Here is a 26273-nt window from a genome sequence, read left to right on the forward strand (position 1 = left end):
AAAGAATTAAATATTTACAAATGAGATTACTTATTGTAGGAAACGGTGGCCGTGCTTCAGCCTTAGCTTTGAAATTGAGCGAAGACAGCAGAATTACAAAGATGTATTTTGCGCCAGGAAACGCCACTACCGAAAAATTGGGAGAAAATATCAACGAAACCGATATTTTGGCACTTAGAGATTTTGCAATTCAACACAAAGTGGACCTTACCATCGTAGGCCCGGAAGCACCGCTTGTAGAAGGCATCGTGGACGAATTCAAAAAAGTAGATCTCAAGGTTTTCGGTCCTTCAAAAAAGGCAGCTTCTTTGGAAGGCAGCAAATCATTTTCTAAGAAATTTATGCAGACTTACGGTATCAAAACCGCAAAAGCCGTCATTTTCGATTCGTACGTAGAAGCTAAAGAATATTTGCAAACTCAGGAATTTCCTTTGGTGATCAAGGCTAGCGGACTTGCTGGCGGAAAAGGTGTTGTGATCGCAGAAGACCTGGAAGAAGCAGAAGGCACGATCCACGATTTTATGATCAAAAGGATTTTCGGAGACGCTGGTATTCAGGTAGTGATCGAGGAATTTCTTCAAGGTTTTGAAGCTTCGATTATCGGGGTTTCGAATGGTGAAAAATTATTTCCATTCGTTGCTGCAAAAGATTATAAAAAAGCTGGCAACGGCGACAAAGGTCCAAACACAGGTGGTATGGGTTCTGTAGCACCAAGTCCGGAATATACGGAAGCGCACAATGCAGATTTTATTCAGAATATTATGAATCCGACGGTGGAAGGTCTTAAAAAAGAAGGTCTTAGCTTCAAAGGATTTATTTTCTTCGGATTGATGGTTACCAAAAATGGGACTTACCTTTTGGAATACAATATGAGATTGGGAGATCCGGAAACTCAGGTTCTTTTGCCACTTTTGGAAAACAATTTGGTAGATGTGATCGAGGATTGTCTTCACGGCAGAGAATTGGATCTTAAATTTAAGAATCAAAAAGCAGTTTGCTTGGTAGTTTGCTCTGGCGGTTACCCAAAAAACCACGAGACTGGTTATGAGATCACGGGTGTGGAGAAAGTGAAAAACAGCACCGTTCTTTACGCTGGTGCAGATTACAGAGGCAGCAGAGTGGTTTCCACAGGCGGACGAGTGTTGAACATCGTGGCTTTGGGAGATACTTACGACGAGGCACGCAAAAAAGTTTACGAGGACGCCATCCCAGTACACTTCGACTACGCCTTTTACCGAGACGATATTGCGAAATTTTAAAATATAAAGAGATGTTGGGCAACTAGCGTCTCTTTTTTTTAGGAGCTTGATCCCGCTTTCCGCTGCAATCTTTTTTGCTTTACGTGACTGTGCGAAATTGAAGCCAGCAGATGCAAAAAAGGATTTCCACTGCAATCGGGGCTATGAGCGATTCAGTAAATTAATTAAGAATTAAGAATTAAGAATTAAGAATTAAGAATTAAGAATTAATTTCGCTATCAACTATCAACTATCAACTATCAACTATCAACTATCAACTATCAACTATCAACTATCAACTATCAACTATAAAAAGATGCCTTGGAATCCTGACACATACGACCAGTTCAAAACAGAACGCTCAGCGCCCTTTTTTGACTTACTGAATCTCGTAGATTCAAAACCAAATCTGTCTGTCATCGACCTGGGTTGCGGAACAGGCGAACTGACTTCAGGGATCCTAGGTTATCTGGAAAATCCAAATATCACAGGAATAGATTCTTCTGCAGAGATGTTGGAGAAGGCAGAAAAACATTCCACGGAAAATCTGCATTTCTTCCAAAGAAGCGTGGAAAAACAGTTGGAGTTGGATGAGAAATTTGATCTGATCATCGCCAATGCAAGTTTGCAATGGTGCACAGATCATGACGAACTTTTCCCAGACCTCATTTCAAAACTCAATGAAGATGGTCAATTGGCGGTTCAAGTGCCTTCCAATCATGACTTCATTGTTCACCAGTTGCTGTCAAAAGTCGCAGAGCTGGAACCTTATAAAAAAGAATTCAAAGGTTGGGTCAGAGAATATCCAGTTTTGAAAATCGATGAGTACGCAAAAATACTTTACGACAACAAAGGAACAGACATCAATGTTTTCGAAAAGGTCTATCCACACGTGATGGAGAATTCAGACGCCGTTTTTGAATGGGCTTCAGGAACAGCCATCATTCCATTTTTGGAAAAATTACCAGAAGAATTGAGAGGAAATTACAAAGCGGATTACAAGGCAGAACTTAAAAAAGTGTTTCCAGGTTCGCCTGTTTTCTATCCATTCAAAAGAACATTTATTTACGCAAAATTTTAAAAATATTACATCAACTATATGCAAAACGGAATTATCATTTTAGACTTCGGTTCCCAGTATAACCAACTTATCGGAAGAAGGATCCGTGAGATGGAGGTCTATTCAGAAATATTACCATTCAACACGCCAATGTCAGAAATTCTTGAAAAAAAACCAAGAGGGATCATCCTTTCTGGCGGACCAAGTTCTGTGAATGCAGAAAATGCACATTTGGTAGAAAAAGAGATCTACGAACAGGGAATTCCAGTTCTAGGAATCTGCTACGGAATGCAATTGACCGCACATCTTTTGGGTGGTAAGGTAGCGAAAGGCGAGAAGGGTGAGTACGGAAAAGCACATTTGGACATCGTAAAAGAAAACGAACTACTGAAAGGTGTTTATCAAAATTCCATCGTTTGGATGAGCCACTTCGATGAGGTTTCAGAATTGCCGGTTGGTTTTGAACTCAATGCAAAATCCGGCGTGATCGCTTCCATTTCAAATCCGGAAAAGAAAATCTATGGTGTGCAATTTCACCCGGAAGTTTCGCATTCTGAGGAAGGTGGAAAGATGATCGAGAATTTCGTTTTCGGAATCTGTAAAGCGGACAAGAACTGGAAACTGACCAATTATATTGAAAAAACAGTTGCTGAGATCAAAGAAAAAGTTGGTGACAACAAAGTGATTTTGGGACTTTCCGGCGGCGTAGATTCGTCAGTAGCTGCAGTTTTAATCCATAAAGCAATTGGTGACCAACTGAATTGCATCTTCGTGGACACTGGCCTTTTGAGAAAAGATGAAGACAAAAAAGTGATGGAAAATTATGGAAAACATTTCCATATGAACATCAAATTGGTGGAAGCTTCCGAAAGATTCTTATCCAAATTGGCTGGTGTAGATGACCCAGAACAAAAAAGAAAAATCATCGGTAACGAGTTCGTTCACGTTTTCGATGAAGAATCCAAAAAAATCGAAGGTGCCAAATTCTTAGCACAAGGAACAATCTACCCAGATGTCATCGAATCTCAATCTGTAAAAGGGCCTTCGGCTGTCATCAAATCCCATCACAATGTGGGTGGACTTCCGGAAGAAATGGAATTCGAATTGTTGGAACCATTGAGAGAATTGTTCAAAGATGAGGTGAGAAAAGTAGGAGAGGAATTGGGTATTCCGCACGAGTTGGTTTACAGACATCCGTTCCCAGGACCAGGTTTAGGAATCCGAGTTTTGGGTGAAGTTGATGCAGAAAAAGTAAAAATTCTACAAGAAGCGGACGATATTTTCATCGAGGAATTGTACAAAAATGACCTTTACGAAAAAGTATCTCAAGCGTTCGTGGTTCTGCTTCCAGTAAAATCTGTCGGCGTAATGGGCGACGAGAGAACTTATGAATATACAGCGGTCGTTCGTTCTGCAAACACCATCGACTTTATGACCGCAACTTGGAGCAGATTGCCTTACGAATTCCTAGATACGGTTTCTAGCAGGATCATCAATGAAGTTCGTGGAATCAATAGAGTAGCTTACGATATTAGTTCAAAACCACCGGCAACGATTGAGTGGGAGTAAAATTAATACTCTTAAAAAATAAAAGACCTATTCAAATTTGAATAGGTCTTTTATTTTTTATTAAGTTGATAACTACAAATTATCTCTTCCTTACATTCTCCAAAATATCCGGAAAATAAGTGTCGGATAGATGTTCAAATTCATCACCACGCATAAACATGGAGGCATCCACTTGGTCATAGGTTTCTCGTCCGGCCGCAGCAATCAATTCGTTGCAAGTGTGCAAAGTGTTTTTATGGAATTGATAGACACGTTCTGTTTTGTCATTGGTGTCAAGACCTTTGATCAGCATTTTATCCTGTGTAGCCACGCCTGTTGGGCAAGTGTTGGTATTGCATCTCAAAGCTTGGATGCAACCGAGTGAGAACATAAATCCTCTCGCATTGTTACAAAGATCCGCACCCATTGCAACGGCTCGCAGGATATCCAATGAGGTCAACACTTTTCCGCTGGCAATGATCCTTAATTTATCTCGAACTTCATAATTGATCAGTGTTCTATTGACGAAGATCAAAGCAGGTTCCAAAGGCATCCCAACACCGTCAGAAAATTCTGGTGGCGCCGCTCCGGTTCCGCCTTCTGCACCATCTACGGTGATGAAGTCTGGATAGATATTCAGAATGTTCATCTGCTCGCAAATCTCTTCGAACTCTTTGGTGTCACCAATACAAAGTTTGAAGCCTGTTGGTTTTCCGCCAGATAATTCACGTAATTGATGGACAAATCGTAACAAACCTTCAGCATTGGAAAACGCGCTGTGGGAAGGTGGCGAAAGAATAGTGACACCAGGTTTTACATGGCGAATTGCTGCAATTTCCGGTGTGTTTTTCACGCCTGGCAAAACGCCGCCGTGACCAGGTTTAGCGCCTTGGGATAATTTGATCTCGATCATTTTGACATTCTCAAGATTCGAATATTTGGTGAACAACTCCGGGTTGAAGTTACCATGGTCATCACGACATCCAAAATAACCCGTTCCAATTTGCCAGCAAAGGTCGCCACCTTCCAAGTGGTGTGGCGAGATACCACCTTCGCCTGTATTGTGATAGAAATTGCCTTTTTTGGCGCCACGGTTAAGAGCCTGCTGGGCACGATCACTCAAGGCACCAAAGCTCATGGCGGAAATGTTGAAAAGCGAAGCATTGTAAGGTTGCTTGCAATCTTGTCCGCCTATGGTCACTCTCGGCAATTCTTCTTTCGGATGTTTGGCGTAGATGGAGTGTTTGATGCCTTCATATTTGCGGTGGTTGATCTCGAGCTGAGTTCCAAATGGGACGGTGTCGCCAACATTTTTCGAACGTCGGTAAGCTGCAGATCTTTGATGTCTAGGAAAAGGTTTTCCATCGGTTTCTCTTTCTATAAAATACTGTTGGATCTCTGGTGATATTTCCTCAAAGATATATCGGAAATAACCGAGTACAGGGAAGTTTCTCAGGATCGCATGTTTCGTTTGATACGTGTTGTAGATTCCTAAAATATATAAGAATGTCAATAAAATTGGAATCCATAAATGGTTTTTTAAGAGCAAAGCTGTCGTCCAGGTCACTATTAAAACGACAATTCCCCAAAAGATGAATTTATTTCTCATGTCTTTTTTGAATTTTTAATTCTCATTAAATATAAAACCATTCCAAAGATATTTGAAATGGTTCTATTAAATAAATTTAAGTAATTCTTACTGAACTTGCTTTACTTCGATATAATAATTTTTATCAAAAGCCACAGGTTTATCAGATCTCAAAGTCACAGTTTGCGATTGTTCTGTTGGTTTCAGTTCTTGTCCGTCTGCAAGTCTGATTGGCAACTTCAAATCGGGAATGACGTTGGTCCATTTATAGGTCAACTGATTTCCGGTCTGTTTGTATTCCAAAGTTGGGATCTTGATGGTTCTCAAATATTGGGTGAAAATAGTTGAAAGGTCAATTCCCGATTTTTCTGAGAAATATTTTTCTATCTGTTCTGTAGTGACCGTCTGATGATAGAAATCTTTATTAAGTCCTCTCAAGATCTGACGGAATTTCTCATCATTATTGATCACCTGGCGAATCGTATGCAACATATTGGCACCTTTTGGATACATATCGCCACTGCCTTCGTTTCTGACTCCGTAAGTCCCAATGATCGGTTTGTCGTTTTGGATATTCTTTCGAATTCCCTGCAGATATTGATTGCCATCAGCTTTCCCGAAAAGATGATCTACAAATAAGGTTTCGGAATAGGTCGTAAAACTCTCGTGGATCCACATATCCGCTTGGTCTTTTGCCGTGATGTTGTTCGCAAACCATTCGTGTCCAGTCTCGTGGATGATGATGTAATCCCATTTCAGGCCAATTCCAGTTCCGGAAAGGTCTCTGCCTAGGTAGCCATTTTGATATTTGTTTCCGTATGCCACATTACTTTGATGTTCCATCCCAAGATGCGGAGATTCTACCAATTTGTAAGAATCCTTATAAAAAGGATAAGGTCCAAACCAATGCTCAAAGGCTTTCATCATTGCTTGTACTTGTTCAAACTGTTTCTTCGCTTTGTCAAGATTGTAATCCAAAACCCAGTAGTCAAGGTCTAGTTTTCCCTCTTCACCATCGAAGGTATCTTTGAAGTTGACATATTTTCCGATGGATGGGATGATGGAATAATCGTTGATCGGGTTTTTCACTTCCCAGGTCCATGATTTTTTGTCGCCAACATTTTCTTGTTTAATTAATCGTCCGTTTGCAACTCCAACCAAATCTTTCGGTGTGATGATCTTGAAGGTGATCCCATTGTTTGGCTCATCACTCCAGATATCTTTTACAGGCAACCAAATACTTGCGCCAATACCTTCGTCTGCGACCGTCATCCAAGGATTTCCATTTTTATCTTTGTTGAAGATCCATCCGCCGTCCCAAGGTGCGTGTTTCGCTATCAAAGGATTTCCTGAATAATCGATGTCAATGGTGTAGGTTTCTCCTTTTTTGAAATTCTTTTTGGTGGATAGGAAAATGAAATCACCATCCACTTTTTTGTCAGTCATAGGAAAGCTTGCGGTGATCTTATCAGCTTTCATCGGCTTTTGCAGGTCGATCTGGAAAGTGGGGTTTTTTACATCTTTCTCAATGGTCAAGCTGATCTTGTTGCTACCTTTGATGCTTTTTGTGTCGAAGTTGGGCTCCAGAACAATATCATATTTTTTAACATCCCAAAAGTCTCGGAATTCTGTATTAGAACCTTTTAGAGTATCAATTCTAGTGGTTTTCGCATTTTCAAAAAACTGAGCTTGCGAAACGCCAGAGATAAGGATGGAGAGAAGTACTAACTTTTTCATTTTTAATTTTCTTGCTTTAATAAGTTGATTGGAGATGGTGAAAAGTTACAAAACGATGTCAATTAATTATTTTGGGAAGTCGATCACAATATTCCAAACCTAAGAACCCACGCTTGAAGGTAAATTCGACGGTTTTGTTTTTTGAGAAAAAATGGAGGTAGAGAACACATAATAAATTGACTCTTACTCTTTCGCCGCCCTGCAAATGAATATAATAGATAACCGTTTTGCTTTCGTAGGCCGTTTTTACTTTATCGATCTGCTTTGTCACGACATGTCTCTCAAACGTTTTTAATCTATTGATCAAAAAATAAAATAGATCGGTGATAAACATTTTTGTCATACCAAATGCGCCAGCCAACATAAAGATGGAAACGAGTATAAATCCTAACATGTCCTCTGTTTTTTCGGTGTAGAAGTCGGGTTCGAAGATAAAATAATACGCAATCAGGAAGATGACAATAGAGATACTTGGGATGTATTCTATCCTTCGCCAGAATTTTGGTTTTAGGAATTGTTCTCGCCAGACAAAAATATCTATTACCAACAGAAAAATGAATGGAACCAGCATCAATGGAAACAGACGGTCTATTCCCATTTCATTGATATAATAAACGGCAAAAACTACTGGAATACCAAGTATGTTAATGTAGTTTCCGCTGAATAAACAGAACAAGATCCAAACGAATGCGATTAAAAATATTAAAAAGAACATTGGATTTCTCTGTTGATATTTTGATTTTAAATTACATTTTCCAAATAGAAATGCTTGGTTTCCTCGATGATCTCATCAATTTGTTCAAGTGTCAAAGCTTGGAGGAACTTGGTCTTAAATTCTTTGAAATGAGGAATTCCGCGGAAATAGTTGCTGTAATGCTGTCTCATTTCCACGATTCCAGGTCGTTCGCCTTTCCATTCTACGGACCAAAGCGCGTGGTTTTTCACCGCTTCCAATCTCTCGGAAATCGTAGGTTCTGGTAGGATCTCGCCAGTTTCAAAAAAATGCTTGACCTCGTTGAAGATCCAAGGATAGCCAATGGCGCCACGACCGATCATGATGCCGTCGCAGTTATATTTGTTTTTATATTCCAAGGCTTTTTCGGGAGAGTCTATGTCACCGTTTCCAAAGATCGGGATCTCTATGTTCGGATTGTTTTTGATTCTTGAGATGTGTTCCCAATCGGCCTCGCCTTTGTACATTTGAGAACGGGTTCTGGCGTGGATGGTCAAAGCTTTGATCCCCACATCCTGTAGTCTTTCGGCAACTTCATCGATGTTGATAGAATCCGTATCCCAACCCAATCTGGTTTTCACGGTCACTGGCAAATGGGTAGAATTTACAACCGCTTTCGTCAGTCGGACCATCAGGTCAATATCTTTCAAGACTCCGGCTCCGGCACCTTTGCAAACTACTTTTTTCACTGGGCAACCATAATTGATGTCCACGATATCTGGCTCAACAGTTTCCACAATTCTTGCCGACATGGCCATTGCTTCCTCGTCACCACCAAAGATCTGAATTCCGACAGGTCTTTCGTAATCGAAGATGTCCAACTTTTTTCGACTCTTGATCGCATCACGGATCAAGCCTTCTGAAGAGATAAATTCCGAGTACATCAAGTCAGCACCATGCATTTTGCAAAGTTTTCTGAAAGGTGGATCACTTACGTCTTCCATCGGCGCCAGCAAAAGCGGAAAATCTGGAAGTTCTATGTTGCCAATTTTAACCATGGTGCAAAAATACGAATTACATTTTGGATTTTATTACAGGATATTTTTCTGTATTATACATAATAATATTCGAATAATGATAATTTATTATTAAGGTTTATGATGTTTGGTAGTGTTATTCATTATGAAATAGCTAAATTAGTAGCTTGTTTAATAAAAATAGTAAATATGAAGAAGATCAACTCTCTCAATCGCGGAATTACAATTGCCGCTTTTTTTGCGTTCTCATTTATTCAGGCTCAGAATTATGAGTCTGTTGTCAAAGGTTATATCTCTGCAAATCAAAAATATAATAAGTTCACAGCAACTGAGATAAAGGTAATGAATTCTGATAAGTCAGAAAGTTTGAAAGGAACTGTTGTCAATGTACAACAGACTTATGATGGGATTCCTGTTTTCAATGCGATTTCATCTGCACTGGTAAAAGATAATAAGGTTGCTTATTTATCAGACAATTTTTCTGATGTTTCCTCTGCAAAAGTTAGTTCAAAAAATGCGGGAATATCAAGTTCAGCCGCATTTGATTCTATGCTAAAAAACCTGAAGCTTAAAAACAGCAGAAAATATACCTTCGAAGCTGGTACGGAAAATAGCATCCAAAGCAAGGTCGTTTATTATCAGAAAGATAACCAATTGATATTGGCTTACGAACTTAACTTTGAAGAGGCAGACAGCAGTAACTATTGGAATGTGCTTGTAAACGCAAGCAATGGTGAGATCTTGGAAAAAAACAATCTTTTAGTGTCTTGTAAATTTGATACCCATTCTTACACAAGTCCAGAAAGAATTGCTAACATTAAAGCTGAACAGAAAACGGCATTGTCACAGACCGATAACAAAATATTAGCACCCGACAATGCATCGTACAGAGTTTTTGAATTGCCAATAGAAGCGCCAACATTTGGAGAAAGAACAGTGGTGTCAAATCCTTGGTTATTGGATTCCTCGCCAGAAGGTTGGCATTCTGATGGAACAAACCACTATACTTACACCAGAGGTAACAATGCTTATGCCTACACAGATTACAACAATACAAATTCTGTAGGTGATGTAGCCGAAGGTGGTAGCAGCAGGGTTTTTGATTTTCCTTTGGATATCAATACGCCGCCAGCACAATATACGAATGGCGCAATCACTCAGCTCTTCTATATGAACAATAAGATGCATGATATCTTTTATAAGTATGGATTTACAGAATCTGCAAGAAATTTTCAAATGAATAATTTTGGAAAAGGTGGTGCAGGTAATGACTACGTAAGAGCAGAAGCTCGCGATGGTGGAGGAACAGATAATGCCAATTTCTCTACCCCGGCAGATGGAGGTGTACCAAGAATGCAGATGTATCTTTGGGGACCCAAATCTCAAAGCTATATATCATACAATTCTCCTTCTGATCTAGTTGGGAGAAATCCTGTTGTCGGTATTAATTCAGAATTCGGGCCAGCTATTTCTACAAGTCCTGTAACTGCAGATGTTGCTCTTGTTGATCCTGTAAAAGGCTGTACAACACTTAGTAATACTAACCTGACAGGCAAGATTGCATTGATAGAACGAGGAGACTGTGATTTTGTGGTCAAATTTAAAAATGCACAAAATAAAGGAGCTATTGGTGTGATTGTATATAATGCAACCAATTCTCCTGCAGTTGGTAATATGGGTGGTACAGATGCATCCATAACAATTCCGGGTGTTCTCATGGAAAATGTGGAAGGTGAATTGATAAAGTCAAAGTTGGCTGCAAGCACTGTCGTTAATGTGAATATCAAAGACGAAAGTATCTGGGTGGATGGTAGTTTGGATAACGGGATTGTTGCCCACGAGTATGCTCACGGTATCTCCAACAGAAATACAGGTAATGGATATTCTTGCCTTAGTACAAGTTCTGATAATGAGCAAATGGGCGAAGGATGGTCAGATTTCTTTGCATTGATGTTGACCAATCGTCCTGGTGATAATGCAGGTGTGCCAAGAGGGATTGGAACTTTTGCTATTGATGAGCAGACCAATGGGGGTGGTATCAGGCCTGTTCAATATTCTCCAGATACAGAAATTAATGGTTATACCTATGGTAATACAAACGGAATGACCTATGTTTCGAGTGGTGTTACTTATGTCAACGTCCATTCAGTTGGTTTTGTATGGGCAACCATGCTTTGGGACCTACATTGGAAAATGGTAGAGAAATACGGTTATGCATCAGACGTAGTAGCTGCACCTAGCTCAGGAAGCGGACGTGTACTTCAGTTGGTGATGGATGGTCTTAAATTACAAGGTTGTAATCCGACATTTGTAAAAGGTAGAGATGCGATCATTGCTGCAGACCAGGCTACGACTGGGGGTGCGGATAGATGTTTAATATGGAATGTCTTTGCAAAAAGAGGTTTAGGTGTCAACGCTTCTGCTGGATCCATTATTGGAACGGGAACAGGTATGAATGATCAGGTTGAGGATTTCACAGTTCCTGCAGATTGTAACCTTGCGGTTGCTGACGTTCAGAAAGATAAATTCGTTGTTTATCCAAATCCTGCTAAAAACGAAATTCATATCAAAAGTGGCTCAACTACTTTAGGAAAAACTTTAGTCAAGATTTATGATGCTTCTGGAAAATTAGTTTTGGAAGATAATCTTAATCTTTCGGATAATAGTGTAATTAATGTTAGTTCGTTGCCAAACGGGGTTTATCTCGTGAAAGGTTCAGGGCTTGGTGTTGATTTCAGTGAAAAGGTGATCATCAAAAAATAGTTGTTTCCTTAATAATTATCATACAAAGACATCCTGCAAAGGATGTCTTTTTTATTTATATTTGGACAAAATTTGAAAATGAAAAGGACTTTTATAGTAATGTTATCTTTTATAATATTCTCGTGCTCCAAAAATGAAAACTCAGGAAATAAAAATGTCATTGTTGAAGAAGAAAATCCAAAACCAAAAGTGGTTACCGACCCGATCGCAGAAGGGAAATCTCTGATAGAAGGTTCTGATTGTCTTGGCTGTCACAAATTGGACGAAAGGTTGATTGGGCCATCTTACAAAGAAGTGGCTGAGAAATATGAGAATACACCAGAAAATGTAGAAATGCTGGCAGACAAAATCATTAAAGGAAGTTCTGGCGTTTGGGGCGATGTTCCAATGCCAGCGCACGGATTCAGTAAGGAGAATGCGAAGTTTATGGCGCAATACATTTTATCTTCAAAATAATGACCGAAAAATCCAGCCTTCACCCCAGAAATATCCACCGAAATTCTTACGACTTCGAAGAATTGATTGTCGCAGTTCCCGAACTCAAACATTACGTTTTCAAAAATGATTACGATACGTTGACGATTAATTTCAGTCTTCCACAAGCCGTGAAATTACTCAACAAAGCCTTACTTTTGAAATATTACAATGTCAAAGATTGGGACATTCCGGAGGGTAATCTTTGTCCGCCGATTCCTGGTCGCGCAGACTACATCCATTATTTGGCAGATTTATTAGCCGAAGAAAATGGCGAGATTCCAACAGGAAATTCAGTGAAAGGTTTGGATATAGGAACTGGCGCCAATCTCGTTTATCCCTTGATTGCGAATAGTTCGTACGGTTGGGGAATTTTGGGAACCGATATTAACAAGGATTCTCTGGAAAACGCACAGAAGATTTTGGACAGCAATCCAGATTTATCAGAAAATATTCATTTGAAATTCCAACCAGATTCTGATTTTATCTTTAAAAATATACTTTCGCAAGAAGACAAATTCACATTCTCAATGTGCAATCCGCCTTTCCATGAATCTGCCGAAGACGCATTGCAAGGCAATCGCAGAAAAACCAAAAATCTTAGAAACAACAAAGTTCAGAAACCAATTCTCAACTTCGGCGGAAACCAGTCAGAGCTTTGGTGCGAAGGTGGCGAGGAGGCTTTCATCAAGAAAATGATCAACGAAAGTATCCAGTTCAAGTCGCAGGTTTTGTGGTTTACCACTTTGGTTTCCAAAAAAGACAACCTCCACCAGCTGACAACTTTGCTTAAAAACCTGAATGTCCCAGAATTCAAAACCATCGATATGGCACAAGGTCAAAAGATCAGCCGGATCTTGGCTTGGTCATTTGTCCCGACAGAAAGAAGGAAAGATTGGTTTTAGATTAATAAAAAAATTTGGGCAGCTTTTCCGCCTTCCGTTCCCAATCTTTTTGCCCTAGCTTTTCCAGCCGCAAAAAAGGATTTCCACTCAAGTCGGGCTGCAGTTTTCGGTACAAATCACCAGTTTGCATAACATCCAATTTTGTCATTCCGCTTCAAAACCCCAAGGGTTTAATCTCAGCAGCCGTAAGTGAAACGTATGGTGCACGCAAAAAAACTCAAAATAGTTTCAATAAGTTCAAAAAAAACTTAGCGGACTTTGCGTTCAAAAAAATCCAATAAGTTTTCTTTTGTGCCTTTTGTGGTTCATCCAAAATTTAACTTCCATAAACATTTTAAAATCACTATTTTTGCAATTCCAAAAAATTGAATTAAAATGTCATTATCAGAACAGGAAATTATCCGTCGCGAAAAATTGCAAAAACTGACCGACCTGGGAATAGATGCGTTCCCGGCCGCTGAATACAAAATCACCGATTCCACAAAATCTATAAAACAGAATTTCCAAGAAGGGAAAAAGGTAGTGATTGCTGGGAGATTGATGTCCAGAAGAATTCAGGGAAAGGCAAGTTTTGCAGAATTGCAGGATTCCGAAGGCAAGATCCAGGTTTATTTTAACCGGGACGAGATCTGTACTGGTGAAGACAAAACTTTATACAACGAGGTTTACAAACATCTTCTTGACATCGGTGACATCATCGGCGTGGAAGGTGAATTGTTCAACACACAAGTTGGTGAGATGACTGTTAAGGTGACCAATTTTCAGATCTTGACCAAGACACTTCGTCCACTTCCTCAGCCAAGAACTGACGAAAATGGCGTAGTGCACGATGCGTTCAACGATGCAGAATTGCGTTACAGACAGCGTTATGTAGATCTGATCGTGAATCCTAACGTTAAAGAAACTTTCGTTAAGAGAACAAAAATGTACACTGCAATGCGTCAGTTTTTCAACGATGCTGGTTATATTGAAGTTGAAACTCCTGTTTTACAGGCTATTCCTGGCGGTGCTGCGGCAAGACCTTTTATTACGCATCACAATGCTTTAGATATTCCTTTGTACCTAAGAATTGCTAACGAATTATATCTGAAAAGACTCATTGTCGGCGGATTTGACGGTGTTTACGAATTCTCAAAAAACTTCAGAAATGAAGGGATGGACAGAACGCACAACCCGGAATTTACAGTGATGGAAATCTATGTTGCCTACAAAGATTATTACTGGATGATGGATTTCACAGAAAGAATGATAGAGCATTGCGCAATTGCAGTGAACGGAACTACGAAAGCCAAATTTGGTGACCAAGAAATTGATTTCAAAGCACCTTATGCAAGAGTTTCTATGACAGAAGCTATCCAAAAATATACCGGTTTTGATATCACTGGAAAGTCTGAGCAGGAATTATTCGACTTCGCAAAATCTATCGGAATTGAAGTTGATGAAACAATGGGTAAAGGGAAATTGATCGATGAGATCTTTGGTGAAAAATGTGAAGGCAACTTTATTCAGCCAACTTTCATTACCGATTATCCAGTAGAAATGTCACCTTTGACCAAAAAACACAGAAGTCAGGATGGTTTGACGGAACGTTTCGAACTTATGGTTTGCGGTAAAGAAATCGCAAATGCTTATTCTGAATTGAATGATCCGATCGATCAAAGAGAACGTTTCGAAGATCAATTGAAATTAGCCGAAAAAGGCGATGATGAAGCTGGGCAATTCATCGATGAGGATTTCTTGAGAGCTTTGGAATACGGAATGCCGCCAACTTCAGGAATGGGAATCGGGATGGACAGATTGATCATGTTCCTCACCAATAATCCATCCATCCAGGAAGTTCTTTTCTTCCCTCAAATGAGGCCAGAAAAAGTGGTTCCAAAAGTAGAGTTGGGAGAAGATGAAAAAGTAATACTAGAAGTTCTAGGCTCTCAAGAAGCGCCATTTGAACTTAACGAAGTGAAAACTCGTTCTCAATTGTCCGGAAAGAAATGGGACAAGGCTTCTAAAACTTTAACTAAGAATAACTTGGTGAAAGTGGATAAGATTGATGACGTTTTGTGGATGAAATTAGTTTAATGATTTCTTAAAAATATTGATGACCCTACTTTTAAAAGTAGGGTTTTTTATTAATTAAGTATTAATATTTTAATTTGTGTAACGAATTAATAATTTTAGTCGTTTTCGCAACATCATTGTATTAAGGTTTCAATTTCTGTTTTATTTAGTATCTACTATTGTAAAATTACAGTGATTTCTTAAATAAATTAATTTATAAAATTTTTACTTCGTATTTGATAGGGTATGTTTGAATTAAAATAGTTTTTCTGAACTAATTCTATTTCTGTGGATTCTATATCTAAGTTTTACTTAATCTAAAAATAGATTTTAATTTTATGCATTGATTTTCAAGTGTTTAATTAATTCCAATGTTAATTTAATTTTAACAAATCATAGTTTAATATTAAATTAATGTAAACTATTGATAAAAATTATGTTATTTTATTGATTTTTATTCTAATTATGTTTTATATAATTACTGAATTGGTAATTTAAAATCATTTTTCTTTCTTTTTTCATTAAATTTGATAGTATCCAAAAAGAATGAAGATGAAAAGAGCTAAGGAAATTTCTCAAAATTCAAATCCAAAAAATCAAGGAGTTTATTTACCCGAAACAGAATTCGATTCGTGCGGAGTTGGTTTTGTGGCTAATATCAAAGGTGTCAAAAGTTTCAAAATCGTCAGCGACGCAATTACAATGCTGGAAAATATGGAGCATCGTGGCGCAACAGGTTACGAAAGTAATACTGGTGATGGCGCGGGGATCCAACTTCAAATTCCGCACGAGCTACTCTACGATGAAGCACTCAATTACGGAATCGACCTTCCCGAGCCAGGTCATTATGGACTCGGAATGCTTTTCTTTCCACAGAACAATTTCATTAGACAGGAATGTAAAGAAATTATAGAGCAATCTGCCGAAAAACAAGGTCTTAAAATTTTAGGTTATCGTCCGGTTCCTGTCAATAATTTGGATCTTGGAGATTTAGCGAAAAGTGTCGAGCCTGTAATGGAAATGCTTTTTGTCGAACGCCCGTACGATACGGAAACTGAAAAAGATTTGGAAAGAAAACTCTTTGTTTTCAAAAATTACATTTCGCATCAAATCATGAGCGTGACCAGCAATGATCCGATTGGTTTCTATGTCGCTTCATTCTCTTGCAAAAAATTGATATATAAAGGACAATTGCGTTCTGTCCAGATTCGAAATTATTTCAAAGACCTCACGGATCCGAGACTTCGTTCCGCTTTTGGAATGGTGCATTCCCGTTTTGCTACAAACACAAATCCTACTTGGAGTTTGGCGCAGCCTTTCCGATTTCTAGCGCATAATGGCGAGATCAATACGATTGGCGGAAATCTCAATTGGCTTCGTTCTTCCGAAAAAACATTCGAAAGTCCCAATTTCACAGCACAGGAAATGGATATGATCTTGCCGATCACAAAACCTGGCCAATCGGATTCTTCTTATTTGGACAATATGGTCGAGTTGCTTTATCACTCAGGAAGATCGTTGCCACATACGATGATGATGTTGATTCCGGAAGCTTGGGATGGTCACGACCAAATGGATCCTTACAAAAAAGATTTTTACGAATTCCACGCCTGTATGATGGAGCCTTGGGATGGTCCGGCTTCCATCTCGTTTACTGATGGCGATATTATCGGCGCCACTTTGGATAGAAATGGACTTCGGCCTTCAAGATATTGTGTGACCTCGGATGATCGCGTGATTATGGCTTCAGAATCTGGTGCTTTGCCTGTTGATCCTCAAAAAGTAATTAAAAGAGGTCGTCTCCAACCTGGAAAAATGTTCTTGGTTGATATGAAAAAAGGCGAGATTGTCAGCGATGAAGAACTGAAGAAAGAGATCTGTACCTCACAACCTTACCGAGATTGGCTTGATAAAATGAATATCAATATCAACGAATTACCAAGTCCTAAAATTCGTTTCAATAAGTTACAGTCGGAAGATATTTTTCGATATCAAAAAGCATTCGGCTATTCCAGAGAAGATTTGGATGTTGTTATCAAAGAAATGGCAGAACTCGGAAAAGAACCGATTGGCTCCATGGGTTTCGATGCACCATTGGCTGTTCTAAGTGAAAAACAGCAACATCTCAGTTCTTATTTCAAACAATTATTTGCTCAGGTTACAAATCCACCAATTGACCCGATCCGTGAAAAGTTGGTAATGTCTCTCACGACGATTATCGGCGGAAGCGGAAATCTTTTGCAGGAGGATAAAAACTTTGCCCATTCTATAAAACTGGACAACCCGATTCTTAATAATGAACAATTAGAGAAACTTCGAAGCGTTGATACAGGAAAATTCCAGTCGAAAACAATTTATACGTATTTCAAAGCTGACGGAAAAGATGGAAATCTAAGAAAAGCGATTGACAGGATTTGCCGTTACGCAACAGATGCTGTTGACGACGGTTTTGAAGTGATTGTGCTTTCGGACCGTTCGATGGATTCTGGTCACGCGACGATTCCTTCACTTTTGGCTTGTTCGGCTGTTCATCATCATTTGATTCGTAAGGGTGTTCGCAGAAAAGTTGGTTTGGTGATGGAAGTGGGCGATGTTTGGGAAGTTCATCATTTTGCAGCTTTGCTGGGATTCGGGGCTACAGCTATCAATCCTTATTTGGCTTTGGCGAGCATTAGAGAGATGTTTCATAAGAATGAATTTGGTAAAGAAACTGACCTTGACCAATTAAAATACAATTACAAAAAAGCGGTCGGTGATGGATTGTTGAAAATATTTTCCAAAATGGGTATTTCAACTTTGCAATCTTATCACGGTGCGCAGATTTTTGAAATCATTGGTATTGATAAAGCTGTTGTTAATACTTGCTTTACTGGCGCGATTTCCAGAATCAATGGCGTTGGTTTTGACGAAATTGCCAAAGAAGCTTTGGTAAAACATTTTAATGCTTTTGGGACAAAACTTCCACAAAAAGTATTGGAGCCAGGCGGAATCTATCAATGGAAACCGGAAAATGAATATCACCAGTTCAATCCGCAATCTGTCCATCTTTTGCAACAGGCCACTTGGACTGACCGTTATGATTTATTCAAAAAATATTCAAGAACTGTCAATCAATTATCCGAGAAAGCTTCATTGTTAAGAGGTTTGATGGATTTCAAAAATGACCGGGAAGCCATTTCGATTGAAGAAGTTGAACCTTTAGAAAATATTTTGAAACGTTTTGCAACTGGCGCAATGTCTTTTGGTTCGATTTCCTGGGAAGCTCATACAACACTCGCGATTGCAATGAACAGAATTGGTGCAAAAAGCAATACGGGTGAAGGTGGCGAAGATGAAAATCGTTATACCATTAATGAAAATGGAGATGATATGCGTTCGGCAATTAAACAAGTTGCTTCTGGTAGATTTGGAGTTACGGCGAGATATTTAGCCGAGGCTGAAGAGATTCAAATCAAAATGGCGCAAGGTGCAAAGCCGGGCGAAGGTGGACAATTGCCAGGATTCAAAGTGGATGAATGGATTGGAAAAACCCGACATTCTACGCCAGGCGTTGGGTTGATTTCGCCACCACCGCATCACGATATTTACTCGATTGAGGATTTGGCGCAATTGATTTTTGACTTGAAAAATGCCAATCGCCACGCAAGAATTTCAGTCAAATTGGTTTCAAAAGCGGGCGTAGGAACAATTGCTTCGGGTGTTGCAAAAGCAAAAGCCGACCACATTCTAATTTCTGGTTATGATGGCGGAACTGGTGCTTCTCCTTTGAGTTCGACAAGACATACAGGTTTGCCTTGGGAATTGGGATTGGCGGAAACGCAACAGACTTTAATTAAAAATAAACTTCGCCAGCGCGTCACTGTTCAAGTTGATGGTCAGGTTAAAACTGGACGCGATATCGTCATCGCAACTTTACTCGGTGCAGAAGAATGGGGGATTTCCACATCTGCACTGATTGTGGAAGGTTGTATTTTGATGCGAAAATGTCATCTCAATACTTGTCCAGTTGGTATCGCAACTCAGAATGAAGAGCTTCGGAAAAAGTTCAAAGGCAAGCCGGAGCATTTGGTTAGTTATTTTACTTTTCTGGCGATGGAAGTTAGAGAGATAATGGCAAGCTTAGGATTTAGAACGATTGACGAAATGGTAGGGCAATCCCAATGTTTGACCACGAAAAAAGATATCTCATTCTGGAAACATAAAAACATTGATTTAAGTCCAATTCTTTTCAAGCCTGAAACGGATTTACCAATTATTAAAAATGAAACTCAAGACCACGGAATCGACGATTCGCTTTCCTGGAAAATGTTGGAAGCTTCAAAGTTGGCGATTGAAGAAAATGGAACTGCGGAAGCTAATTTTAATATTAAAAATACGGACAGAACTGTCGGAACAATTCTCTCTCACGAATTGACCAAAAAATATCATTCAGAAGGAATGCCTGAGGATTCTCTGAAATTCAATTTTAAAGGAACAGCTGGACAAAGTTTCGGTGCATTTTGCAACAAGGGAATCACGATGATTCTCGAAGGCGATGCGAATGATTATTTCGGAAAAGGACTTTCGGGAGCTAAACTGGCAATTTATCACGATAAAGAATCTGTCATCAAAGCGCACGAAAATAGCATCATCGGAAATGTCGCTTTATACGGTGCGACTTCGGGGAAAATCTTTGTTTCCGGAATGGCAGGTGAACGTTTTGCGGTTCGGAATTCCGGTGCAACTGCCGTTGTAGAAGGCGTCGGTGACCACGGTTGCGAATATATGACTGGCGGAACGGTGTTGATTCTTGGTGGCGTCGGAAGGAATTTTGGGGCAGGAATGAGTGGTGGAATTGCCTATGTTTGGGATATTGAGCGTTCGTTGGAAGAGAATTTTAACCCTGATATGGCGAATCTGGAGGAAATTACGGAAGGTGATAAATCGATTGTTAATGATTTGATTAAAGAACATTTCGAAATGACAAATAGTGAACTTGCTTCATACTTGTTAAGTGACTTCGAAAATAATCTGAAACATATTATTAAGGTTTACCCGAGAGATTATAAAAAAGCGATTGAAAATAAAATAAATGAATTGAAATAATGGGAAAAGCAGACGGATTTTTATTGTACGATAGAGAGTTGCCGAAGAAACTTCCTGTGGAAGAAAGGATTCAGCATTATAAAGAATTTTACAAACCGATTTCCGAAGATTATCTTCATAAGCAATCGGCGCGCTGTATGGATTGTGGCGTTCCGTTTTGTCAAAGTGGTTGCCCGCTTGGGAATATGATTCCGGAATTCAATGAGGCGGTTTATAAGGAGCAATGGGAAAAGGCTTATCAATTGTTAATTTCGACCAACAATTTCCCTGAATTTACTGGAAGAATTTGTCCAGCGCCTTGTGAAGGTGCTTGCGTTTTGGGAATCAATAGTCTTCCGGTTGCGATAGAAGAAGTTGAAAAAAATATCATCGAAATTGCCTTCGAGAAAGGATTTGCTAAACCAATTATTCCGAAATTCAGAACGGAGAAAAAAGTGGCGGTTGTTGGCTCTGGGCCTGCAGGTTTAGCTTCGGCTTATCAATTAAATCAAATGGGACATCAAGTCACGGTTTTTGAACGTGACCCTGAAATTGGTGGCTTATTAAGGTTTGGAATTCCGGATTTCAAACTGGATAAAAATATCGTAGAACGCCGTGTTCAATGGATGAAAGAAGAAGGAGTTGAATTTAAAACGAATGTCAATGTCGGTGTCAATTATTCTGTGGAAGAACTCAATCGGAATTTCGATGCAGTTGTTCTCGCTTTGGGAAGTACGGTTCCGAGGGAATTGATGATTCCGAATCGTGATGCAATAGGTGTTCATTTTGCGATGGATTATCTTTCTCAAAGCAATAAAAAAGTCAGTGGAATTCAGTTTAATGAAAAAGATATTGATGCAAAAGGTAAAAAAGTCGTTGTAATTGGCGGTGGCGATACTGGTTCGGATTGTATCGGAACTTCAAACCGTCAAGGCGCGGAAGTCGTGTATCAAATCTATTACAAACCAATGCAACCAACCGTACGTGACGCAACAATGCCTTGGCCAACAATGCCGATGACTTTGCACATCACGTCTTCTCACGAGGAAGGAGTAGATAGAAAATGGTCCGTCAATTCCAAAGAATTTGTGAAAGATGAAAATGGAAACCTTACTGGAATTCGTCTCGTAGAAGCGGAATGGACAAAAGATGCTGACGGAAAATGGAATCTCTACACAGAAAAACCGAATTCAGAATTTGTTGTCGATTGTGACCTCGCTTTCATCGCTTTAGGTTACACGCACGTTGAGCACAAAGGTTTGGTGGAAGATTTGGATATCAAGCTTGACCCGAAAGGAAATCTCATCGGAAACGATAAAGAATTCAAGACCAATCAAACAAAATATTTCTCTTGTGGCGATGCGAGAAAAGGGCAGAGTTTGGTTGTTTGGGCAATTGCTGAGGGAAGGAAATGTGCGCAGAAGGTGGATGAGTTTTTGGGTGATTAGAACTGTTTATAGTATGTTAATTTTATTAGTCGGGCTTTTTTAGCTCGATTTTTTTATGAATTATGGAAAACCGTAAAGTTTATTTTAGTTGTTGTATTAAATTAGTATTTTCAATTTGACTATGGTAAAAAAGACTTTTGTAATAGAAGGTAAGCTAGAAAATTTAGAAGCTGTCATTCAACAATTAATTGAGCAAAATGGTGGTGTAATTGTTTCTGTAAAAAATTCGAAAATACAGTGGACTTACATTTATGGACGTCAAAATTTGCAATGTGAAACAATTATTCGTAAAAATAGTATTACAACTGAGGTAAACAATTTGGATGGAGTTTCATATGGAGAAGGTTTTGTGGTAAATAAATTTTTCAAATTGCTTTCAGAAAAAATGGCAATCCATAAAAAAGAAATTCTAAAGGAAAATAAAATAAAAAATATTGATTCTGAATATAAGTTTTCTGATAATCAAAAAAGTTGGTCTCTTAGTCCTTTAGAGAAAACTGTTCTTGTTGCGGTAGCAATTATCTTATTTTTTGTGTTTACTTTTAGTGGAGATAATAATAATTCTAATCTAGATAATGATATAATTAATAATAGTTTTTCTGAAGCTGAAAATTTTAGTAATAAGAATAAGCAAGATATAAAAGAGACCATTGAGCTTACGAGAGAATTATTTAATGAATTATTATTATTTAAAGATAAAAATGATTTTCATCATTATGGTTTTGGAGGTGCTTACAGGTATAATGATTGGTTGCATAGGGTTGATGAGTTGAAAAATTCTCCTTATGCAAAAACGATACTTATGGAATATGGTTTTGCCTTAGGAGATTTGGAAATGTTAGGTCTTGAGTATGTTGAATCGAAAGGAAAAGAGACAGAATACAGCATTTGGGCAAAAAATAGAATATCCTCAGGTTTGAATCACTAATTCTTTGGAGTTATAAGAAATCGAACTCTCACGGTTCGATTTTTTTCATTTAAAACCTCACACAATTCCCAAGCTTCCTTGTTAAAAACTTCTCCTTTCAGTCTCAATTTAATCCTTTCATATCTCGAAAAAAATCACGATATTTGTAAGCATTTTAACAAAAGAATTTAACAAATTAAAAAGAAATATTCTCAAGCTAACTATTTGAAAGATTGAGTCTTATGTCTTTAATATAAAAAATATGAGTCAAAAAGAATATACAGCGAGTAGCATCCAGGCCCTGGAAGGAATGGAACACGTGAGATTGAGACCATCAATGTACATCGGTGACGTTGGTGTGAGAGGTCTTCACCATTTGGTTTATGAAGTAGTGGACAACTCTATCGATGAGGCGCTGGCAGGCTATTGCGACACGATTAAAGTGACTATTCACGAAGGTGAAAGCATTTCTGTAAAAGATAACGGCCGTGGGATTCCAGTTGATTTTCACGAGAAAGAACAGAAATCTGCACTTGAGGTGGTAATGACCAAAATTGGAGCTGGTGGTAAATTCGATAAAGATTCTTACAAAGTTTCCGGTGGTCTTCACGGCGTTGGGGTTTCTTGTGTGAATGCACTTTCTACTTTGTTGATAGCAACTGTTAGCCGTAATGGAAAACTATATCAACAAAAATATTCTGAAGGAAAAGCTTTGGCAGACGTGGCTGAAATCGGAACGACAGCTGAAAGAGGAACCGAGGTTTTCTTCCAGCCGGATGGAACTATTTTCCAGGAATTGGTTTACAACTATGATACCTTGGCGAACAGACTTAGAGAGTTGTCTTTCCTTAACAAAGGGATTACGATTACTTTGATTGATGAGAGACATCCAAACGAGGACGGAAGTTTCAATTCAGAAGTTTTCCATTCGGAAGGTGGTCTTAGAGAATTCGTAGAATACATTGATGGAAACCGCGAATCCATTATGGAGAACGTGATTTTTATGGAAAGCGAAAGAGAAGGGATTCCTGTAGAAGTGGCGATGCGTTACAACACGTCGTTTACAGAGAATTTGCACTCTTATGTTAACAATATCAATACCCACGAGGGTGGAACGCACTTGGCAGGTTTTAGAAGAGCCTTGACAAGAACGCTTAAAAAATATGCGGATGACCTAGGAATTCCTGCAAAAGAAAAAGTAGAGATTACAGGTGACGATTTCCGTGAAGGATTGACTGCTGTAGTTTCGGTAAAAGTAATGGAACCTCAGTTCGAAGGTCAGACCAAAACCAAATTAGGTAACTCCGAAGTTTCCGGAGCGGTTGATAAAATCGTTGGCGAAATGCTAACTAATTTCCTTGAGGAAAATCCTAACGAAGCGAAAATCATTGTTCAGAAAGTTGTTTTGGCAGCGAAAGCAAGACAGGCAGCGAAGAAAGCGAGAGAAATGGTTCAGAGAAAATCACCAATGGGTGGTTCTGGATTGCCAGGGAAACTGTCCGATTGTTCTTCCAAAGACCCAGCTGAATCAGAATTGTTCCTTGTAGAGGGAGATTCTGCAGGTGGAACGGCTAAGCAAGGTCGTGACCGTCATTTCCAGGCGATTTTGCCTTTGAGAGGTAAGATTTTGAATGTTGAGAAATCAATGCTTCACAAAGTTTATGACAACGAGGAGATCAAGAATATCTACACAGCGCTTGGTGTTTCTGTCGGAACAGAAGAAGATTCCAAAGCTCTGAATATGAGTAAACTAAGATACCACAAAATTGTCATTATGACCGATGCGGATATCGATGGTTCTCACATCTCCACTTTGATTTTGACATTCTTCTTCCGTTTTATGAACGAGATGATTGAGAATGGATATATTTATATCGCGCAACCGCCTTTGTATCTTTTGAAGAAAGGAAACAAGAAAATCTATGCTTACAACGAGAAAGAGCGTGAACAATTCACTTTGGAATTGGGTCCGGACGGAAAAGGTGTTGAGGTTCAGCGTTATAAAGGTCTTGGAGAGATGAATCCTGAACAACTTTGGGAAACAACCCTGAACCCGGAAAACAGAATCCTAAAACAAGTAACGATTGAAAATGCTGTAGAAGCAGATTCAACTTTCTCAATGTTGATGGGCGATGAGGTTCCACCAAGAAGAGAGTTTATCGAGAAAAATGCGGTTTACGCAAGAATTGATGTTTAAATCATTTTTATAAATCAAACCTTCCAATTTTGGAAGGTTTTTTGTTAGGTATTTCCGGACATTGTTTGATATGATTTTTAGGGCAGCTTTATCCGCCTTCCACTCCCAATCTTTTTTGCTCACGTTTTCAGAATAAATTGAAGTTAAGTATAGCAAAAAAGGATTTCCGTTCAAGTCGGGCTGCGGGTTTGGGTCTTCAAATACGTTTTGTCAAATAATTTATAATTTAAAAATAAATAGTTATGAAAAACTTAATCGCAATTTTATCTTTCGGAGTTCTACTTTCGTCTTGTAATAAAACAGAAAACACAAAAGTTTCCAACACGAAATCCGATTGCATAGAAACCAAAAAAGAATTCGCCATCGATTCCTTAAGAGTTCAAGACTCAGTTCAAGTTGCAAAAACCCTGACTTTGTCATTTGAAAAACAAATTTTGCTCTTTCCAAATATCACCAACAAAACCATTTTGGACAGTATTTACAAACCTGCCAACATCACATCCGAGGATTATTCTAAAAAGACTTTGACCAGCGTTTTGGAGGAGTTTAAAGTGGCATCTTTGAAAAAAGACGAATCTCAAGATTATATGCCAGAGTCCAAACAAACTTGGGAAGAATCTTCTGCTATGAAGCTGGTTTCCCATGACAACGATATTTTGACTTTGCAATATTTCGGAGACGGATATTCTGGTGGTGCACACGGCTATTATTTTGAAAGTTATAAAACGTTTGATTTGAAAAATAACAAAGTGATTTCGCAAAACGATATTTTCAAAAATCCGACAGATGTCAATTGGAACAAGATTCTTCAAAATCATTTTGATGAACCTGAGCAAAAAGAAATGCTTTTGGTTGATAAAATTGAACTTAACAACAACTTCTTTTTTGACCAGAACAAAATCACATTCGTTTACAATCAGTACGAGATTACGGCGTATGCAGCGGGTGTAGTTTATATTACTTTAAATTTCAAAGACATCAAAGACCAGTTGAAACCAGAATTTATCCAGCAATATAAAATCAAATAAAATGAGCAGTCAAAACCTGAAAAATTACAAGAAATATTATCCGCTTCATCACTTTATCTTTTATCCGATTTCTATAGTATTACTTGTGATCTCTTTGTTTCAAGTGTTTATTAATATTGATCATAATAGCGGTTTTGTTAGGATTTGGAGCGCAATTTCTGCCGTTGTTATCTTAATGATTGTTTTGTCATTTATGCTTCGTCAGCATTACGCATTGGGATTGCAGGATAGGATTATTATTAATGAATTTAAGTTTCGATATTTCACTTTGACAGGCACTAGACTTGAAAGTCTACCTTACCAATTTTCCGATTCTCAAATCTTTGCACTCAGATTTTCAGAAGACGAAGATTTAGTTGAATTAATGAGTAAAGCAAGTGAAAACGATTGGTCAGCTTCAAAAATCAAAGAAAATATCAAAAACTGGAAAGCTGATAATAAAAGAATATAATGTCCTTTAAGGAAAAAGTTTGATATATTGTCAGGCTGAAGTTCTCGAAGCCATATAAAATAAAAATTCCATTAAAAATAAATAAACAAAATACTCTGAA

Annotated in this window: 17 protein-coding genes; 13 read left to right on the forward strand and 4 right to left on the reverse strand. The window is 38.6% G+C overall.

Going from position 1 to position 26273, the window contains the following annotated elements:
- The first annotated feature begins 20 nt into the window (after nucleotides 1-20).
- The 3 genes from purD to guaA all read left to right on the forward strand — a co-directional run bounded on the left by purD (nucleotide 21) and on the right by guaA (nucleotide 3867).
- The gene (gene purD / locus AXA65_RS07730; RefSeq protein ID WP_063969546.1) at nucleotides 21-1259 is read left to right on the forward strand and encodes a phosphoribosylamine--glycine ligase; all 1239 of its coding nucleotides are present in this window, start codon (nucleotides 21-23) and stop codon (nucleotides 1257-1259) included.
- 295 nt (nucleotides 1260-1554) lie between these two features.
- The gene (locus AXA65_RS07735) at nucleotides 1555-2319 is read left to right on the forward strand and encodes a methyltransferase domain-containing protein (protein WP_063969547.1); all 765 of its coding nucleotides are present in this window, start codon (nucleotides 1555-1557) and stop codon (nucleotides 2317-2319) included.
- Nucleotides 2320-2337: 18 nt separating this feature from the next.
- Complete coding sequence (gene guaA, locus AXA65_RS07740; RefSeq protein WP_063969548.1) at nucleotides 2338-3867, forward strand: glutamine-hydrolyzing GMP synthase; 1530 nt, start codon at nucleotides 2338-2340, stop codon at nucleotides 3865-3867.
- Nucleotides 3868-3946: 79 nt separating this feature from the next.
- On the opposite strand, the gene AXA65_RS07745 is transcribed toward guaA, so the two are convergent.
- The 4 genes from AXA65_RS07745 to dusB all read right to left on the reverse strand — a co-directional run bounded on the left by AXA65_RS07745 (nucleotide 3947) and on the right by dusB (nucleotide 8902).
- A complete protein-coding gene (locus AXA65_RS07745; RefSeq protein ID WP_063969549.1) occupies nucleotides 3947-5455 on the reverse strand; it encodes an FMN-binding glutamate synthase family protein in 1509 nt (502 codons plus the stop codon).
- Nucleotides 5456-5542: 87 nt separating this feature from the next.
- Nucleotides 5543-7171, reverse strand: a complete 1629-nt coding sequence (locus AXA65_RS07750; RefSeq protein WP_063969550.1) for a M1 family metallopeptidase — start codon at nucleotides 7169-7171, stop codon at nucleotides 5543-5545.
- Between the two features lie 58 nt (nucleotides 7172-7229).
- Nucleotides 7230-7886 (reverse strand): hypothetical protein, encoded by a 657-nt coding sequence (locus tag AXA65_RS07755; protein ID WP_063969551.1) that lies wholly within the window; start codon nucleotides 7884-7886, stop codon nucleotides 7230-7232.
- A gap of 26 nt (nucleotides 7887-7912) precedes the next feature.
- Nucleotides 7913-8902 (reverse strand): tRNA dihydrouridine synthase DusB, encoded by a 990-nt coding sequence (gene dusB / locus AXA65_RS07760; RefSeq protein ID WP_063969552.1) that lies wholly within the window; start codon nucleotides 8900-8902, stop codon nucleotides 7913-7915.
- Nucleotides 8903-9070: 168 nt separating this feature from the next.
- Here dusB and AXA65_RS07765 point away from each other — a divergent pair, with 168 nt between their 5' ends.
- The 10 genes from AXA65_RS07765 (at nucleotide 9071) to AXA65_RS07810 (ending at nucleotide 26173) form a co-directional block, all read left to right on the forward strand.
- A complete protein-coding gene (locus AXA65_RS07765) occupies nucleotides 9071-11644 on the forward strand; it encodes a T9SS-dependent M36 family metallopeptidase (protein ID WP_063969553.1) in 2574 nt (857 codons plus the stop codon).
- 78 nt (nucleotides 11645-11722) lie between these two features.
- Nucleotides 11723-12100, forward strand: a complete 378-nt coding sequence (locus AXA65_RS07770; RefSeq protein ID WP_063969554.1) for a c-type cytochrome — start codon at nucleotides 11723-11725, stop codon at nucleotides 12098-12100.
- The gene (rlmF, locus tag AXA65_RS07775) at nucleotides 12100-13023 is read left to right on the forward strand and encodes a 23S rRNA (adenine(1618)-N(6))-methyltransferase RlmF (RefSeq protein WP_063969555.1); all 924 of its coding nucleotides are present in this window, start codon (nucleotides 12100-12102) and stop codon (nucleotides 13021-13023) included. The genes AXA65_RS07770 and rlmF overlap by 1 nt, the downstream gene beginning before the upstream one ends.
- A gap of 375 nt (nucleotides 13024-13398) precedes the next feature.
- Nucleotides 13399-15099, forward strand: coding sequence for a lysine--tRNA ligase (gene lysS / locus AXA65_RS07780; protein WP_063969556.1), 1701 nt, complete (start codon nucleotides 13399-13401; stop codon nucleotides 15097-15099).
- A gap of 531 nt (nucleotides 15100-15630) precedes the next feature.
- Entirely contained in the window at nucleotides 15631-20163 is a 4533-nt protein-coding gene (gene gltB / locus AXA65_RS07785; RefSeq protein ID WP_063969593.1) for a glutamate synthase large subunit, read from the forward strand.
- Nucleotides 20163-21590 carry a glutamate synthase subunit beta gene (locus AXA65_RS07790; protein WP_063969557.1) on the forward strand — a complete coding sequence of 476 codons (1428 nt, stop codon included), beginning with the start codon at nucleotides 20163-20165 and terminating at the stop codon, nucleotides 21588-21590. Before gltB ends, AXA65_RS07790 begins: the two co-directional genes overlap by 1 nt.
- Before the next feature lie 121 nt (nucleotides 21591-21711).
- Nucleotides 21712-22518 (forward strand): hypothetical protein, encoded by an 807-nt coding sequence (locus AXA65_RS07795; RefSeq protein WP_063969558.1) that lies wholly within the window; start codon nucleotides 21712-21714, stop codon nucleotides 22516-22518.
- Between the two features lie 241 nt (nucleotides 22519-22759).
- The gene (gene gyrB, locus AXA65_RS07800; RefSeq protein ID WP_063969559.1) at nucleotides 22760-24694 is read left to right on the forward strand and encodes a DNA topoisomerase (ATP-hydrolyzing) subunit B; all 1935 of its coding nucleotides are present in this window, start codon (nucleotides 22760-22762) and stop codon (nucleotides 24692-24694) included.
- 242 nt (nucleotides 24695-24936) lie between these two features.
- Nucleotides 24937-25722, forward strand: a complete 786-nt coding sequence (locus AXA65_RS07805; RefSeq protein WP_063969560.1) for an RsiV family protein — start codon at nucleotides 24937-24939, stop codon at nucleotides 25720-25722.
- A gap of 1 nt (nucleotide 25723) precedes the next feature.
- Complete coding sequence (locus AXA65_RS07810) at nucleotides 25724-26173, forward strand: DUF6526 family protein (RefSeq protein ID WP_063969561.1); 450 nt, start codon at nucleotides 25724-25726, stop codon at nucleotides 26171-26173.
- The last annotated feature ends 100 nt before the right edge of the window (nucleotides 26174-26273 follow it).

Origin of the sequence: Chryseobacterium sp. FP211-J200, assembly GCF_001643375.1 — a bacterium.
GTDB lineage: Bacteria > Bacteroidota > Bacteroidia > Flavobacteriales > Weeksellaceae > Epilithonimonas > Epilithonimonas ginsengisoli.

Excerpts from the sequence above, each read along its gene's own strand:
- AXA65_RS07770 (WP_063969554.1), top strand. The coding sequence starts at position 11,723 with ATGAAAAGGACTTTTATAGTAATGTTATCTTTTATAATATTCTCGTGC.
- AXA65_RS07735 (WP_063969547.1), top strand. The coding sequence starts at position 1,555 with ATGCCTTGGAATCCTGACACATACGACCAGTTCAAAACAGAACGCTCA.
- purD (WP_063969546.1), top strand. The coding sequence starts at position 21 with ATGAGATTACTTATTGTAGGAAACGGTGGCCGTGCTTCAGCCTTAGCT.
- lysS (WP_063969556.1), top strand. The coding sequence starts at position 13,399 with ATGTCATTATCAGAACAGGAAATTATCCGTCGCGAAAAATTGCAAAAA.
- rlmF (WP_063969555.1), top strand. The coding sequence starts at position 12,100 with ATGACCGAAAAATCCAGCCTTCACCCCAGAAATATCCACCGAAATTCT.
- gltB (WP_063969593.1), top strand. The coding sequence starts at position 15,631 with ATGAAAAGAGCTAAGGAAATTTCTCAAAATTCAAATCCAAAAAATCAA.
- gyrB (WP_063969559.1), top strand. The coding sequence starts at position 22,760 with ATGAGTCAAAAAGAATATACAGCGAGTAGCATCCAGGCCCTGGAAGGA.
- AXA65_RS07795 (WP_063969558.1), top strand. The coding sequence starts at position 21,712 with ATGGTAAAAAAGACTTTTGTAATAGAAGGTAAGCTAGAAAATTTAGAA.
- AXA65_RS07810 (WP_063969561.1), top strand. The coding sequence starts at position 25,724 with ATGAGCAGTCAAAACCTGAAAAATTACAAGAAATATTATCCGCTTCAT.
- AXA65_RS07755 (WP_063969551.1), bottom strand. The coding sequence starts at position 7,886 with ATGTTCTTTTTAATATTTTTAATCGCATTCGTTTGGATCTTGTTCTGT.
- AXA65_RS07790 (WP_063969557.1), top strand. The coding sequence starts at position 20,163 with ATGGGAAAAGCAGACGGATTTTTATTGTACGATAGAGAGTTGCCGAAG.
- AXA65_RS07750 (WP_063969550.1), bottom strand. The coding sequence starts at position 7,171 with ATGAAAAAGTTAGTACTTCTCTCCATCCTTATCTCTGGCGTTTCGCAA.
- guaA (WP_063969548.1), top strand. The coding sequence starts at position 2,338 with ATGCAAAACGGAATTATCATTTTAGACTTCGGTTCCCAGTATAACCAA.
- AXA65_RS07745 (WP_063969549.1), bottom strand. The coding sequence starts at position 5,455 with ATGAGAAATAAATTCATCTTTTGGGGAATTGTCGTTTTAATAGTGACC.
- AXA65_RS07765 (WP_063969553.1), top strand. The coding sequence starts at position 9,071 with ATGAAGAAGATCAACTCTCTCAATCGCGGAATTACAATTGCCGCTTTT.
- AXA65_RS07805 (WP_063969560.1), top strand. The coding sequence starts at position 24,937 with ATGAAAAACTTAATCGCAATTTTATCTTTCGGAGTTCTACTTTCGTCT.
- dusB (WP_063969552.1), bottom strand. The coding sequence starts at position 8,902 with ATGGTTAAAATTGGCAACATAGAACTTCCAGATTTTCCGCTTTTGCTG.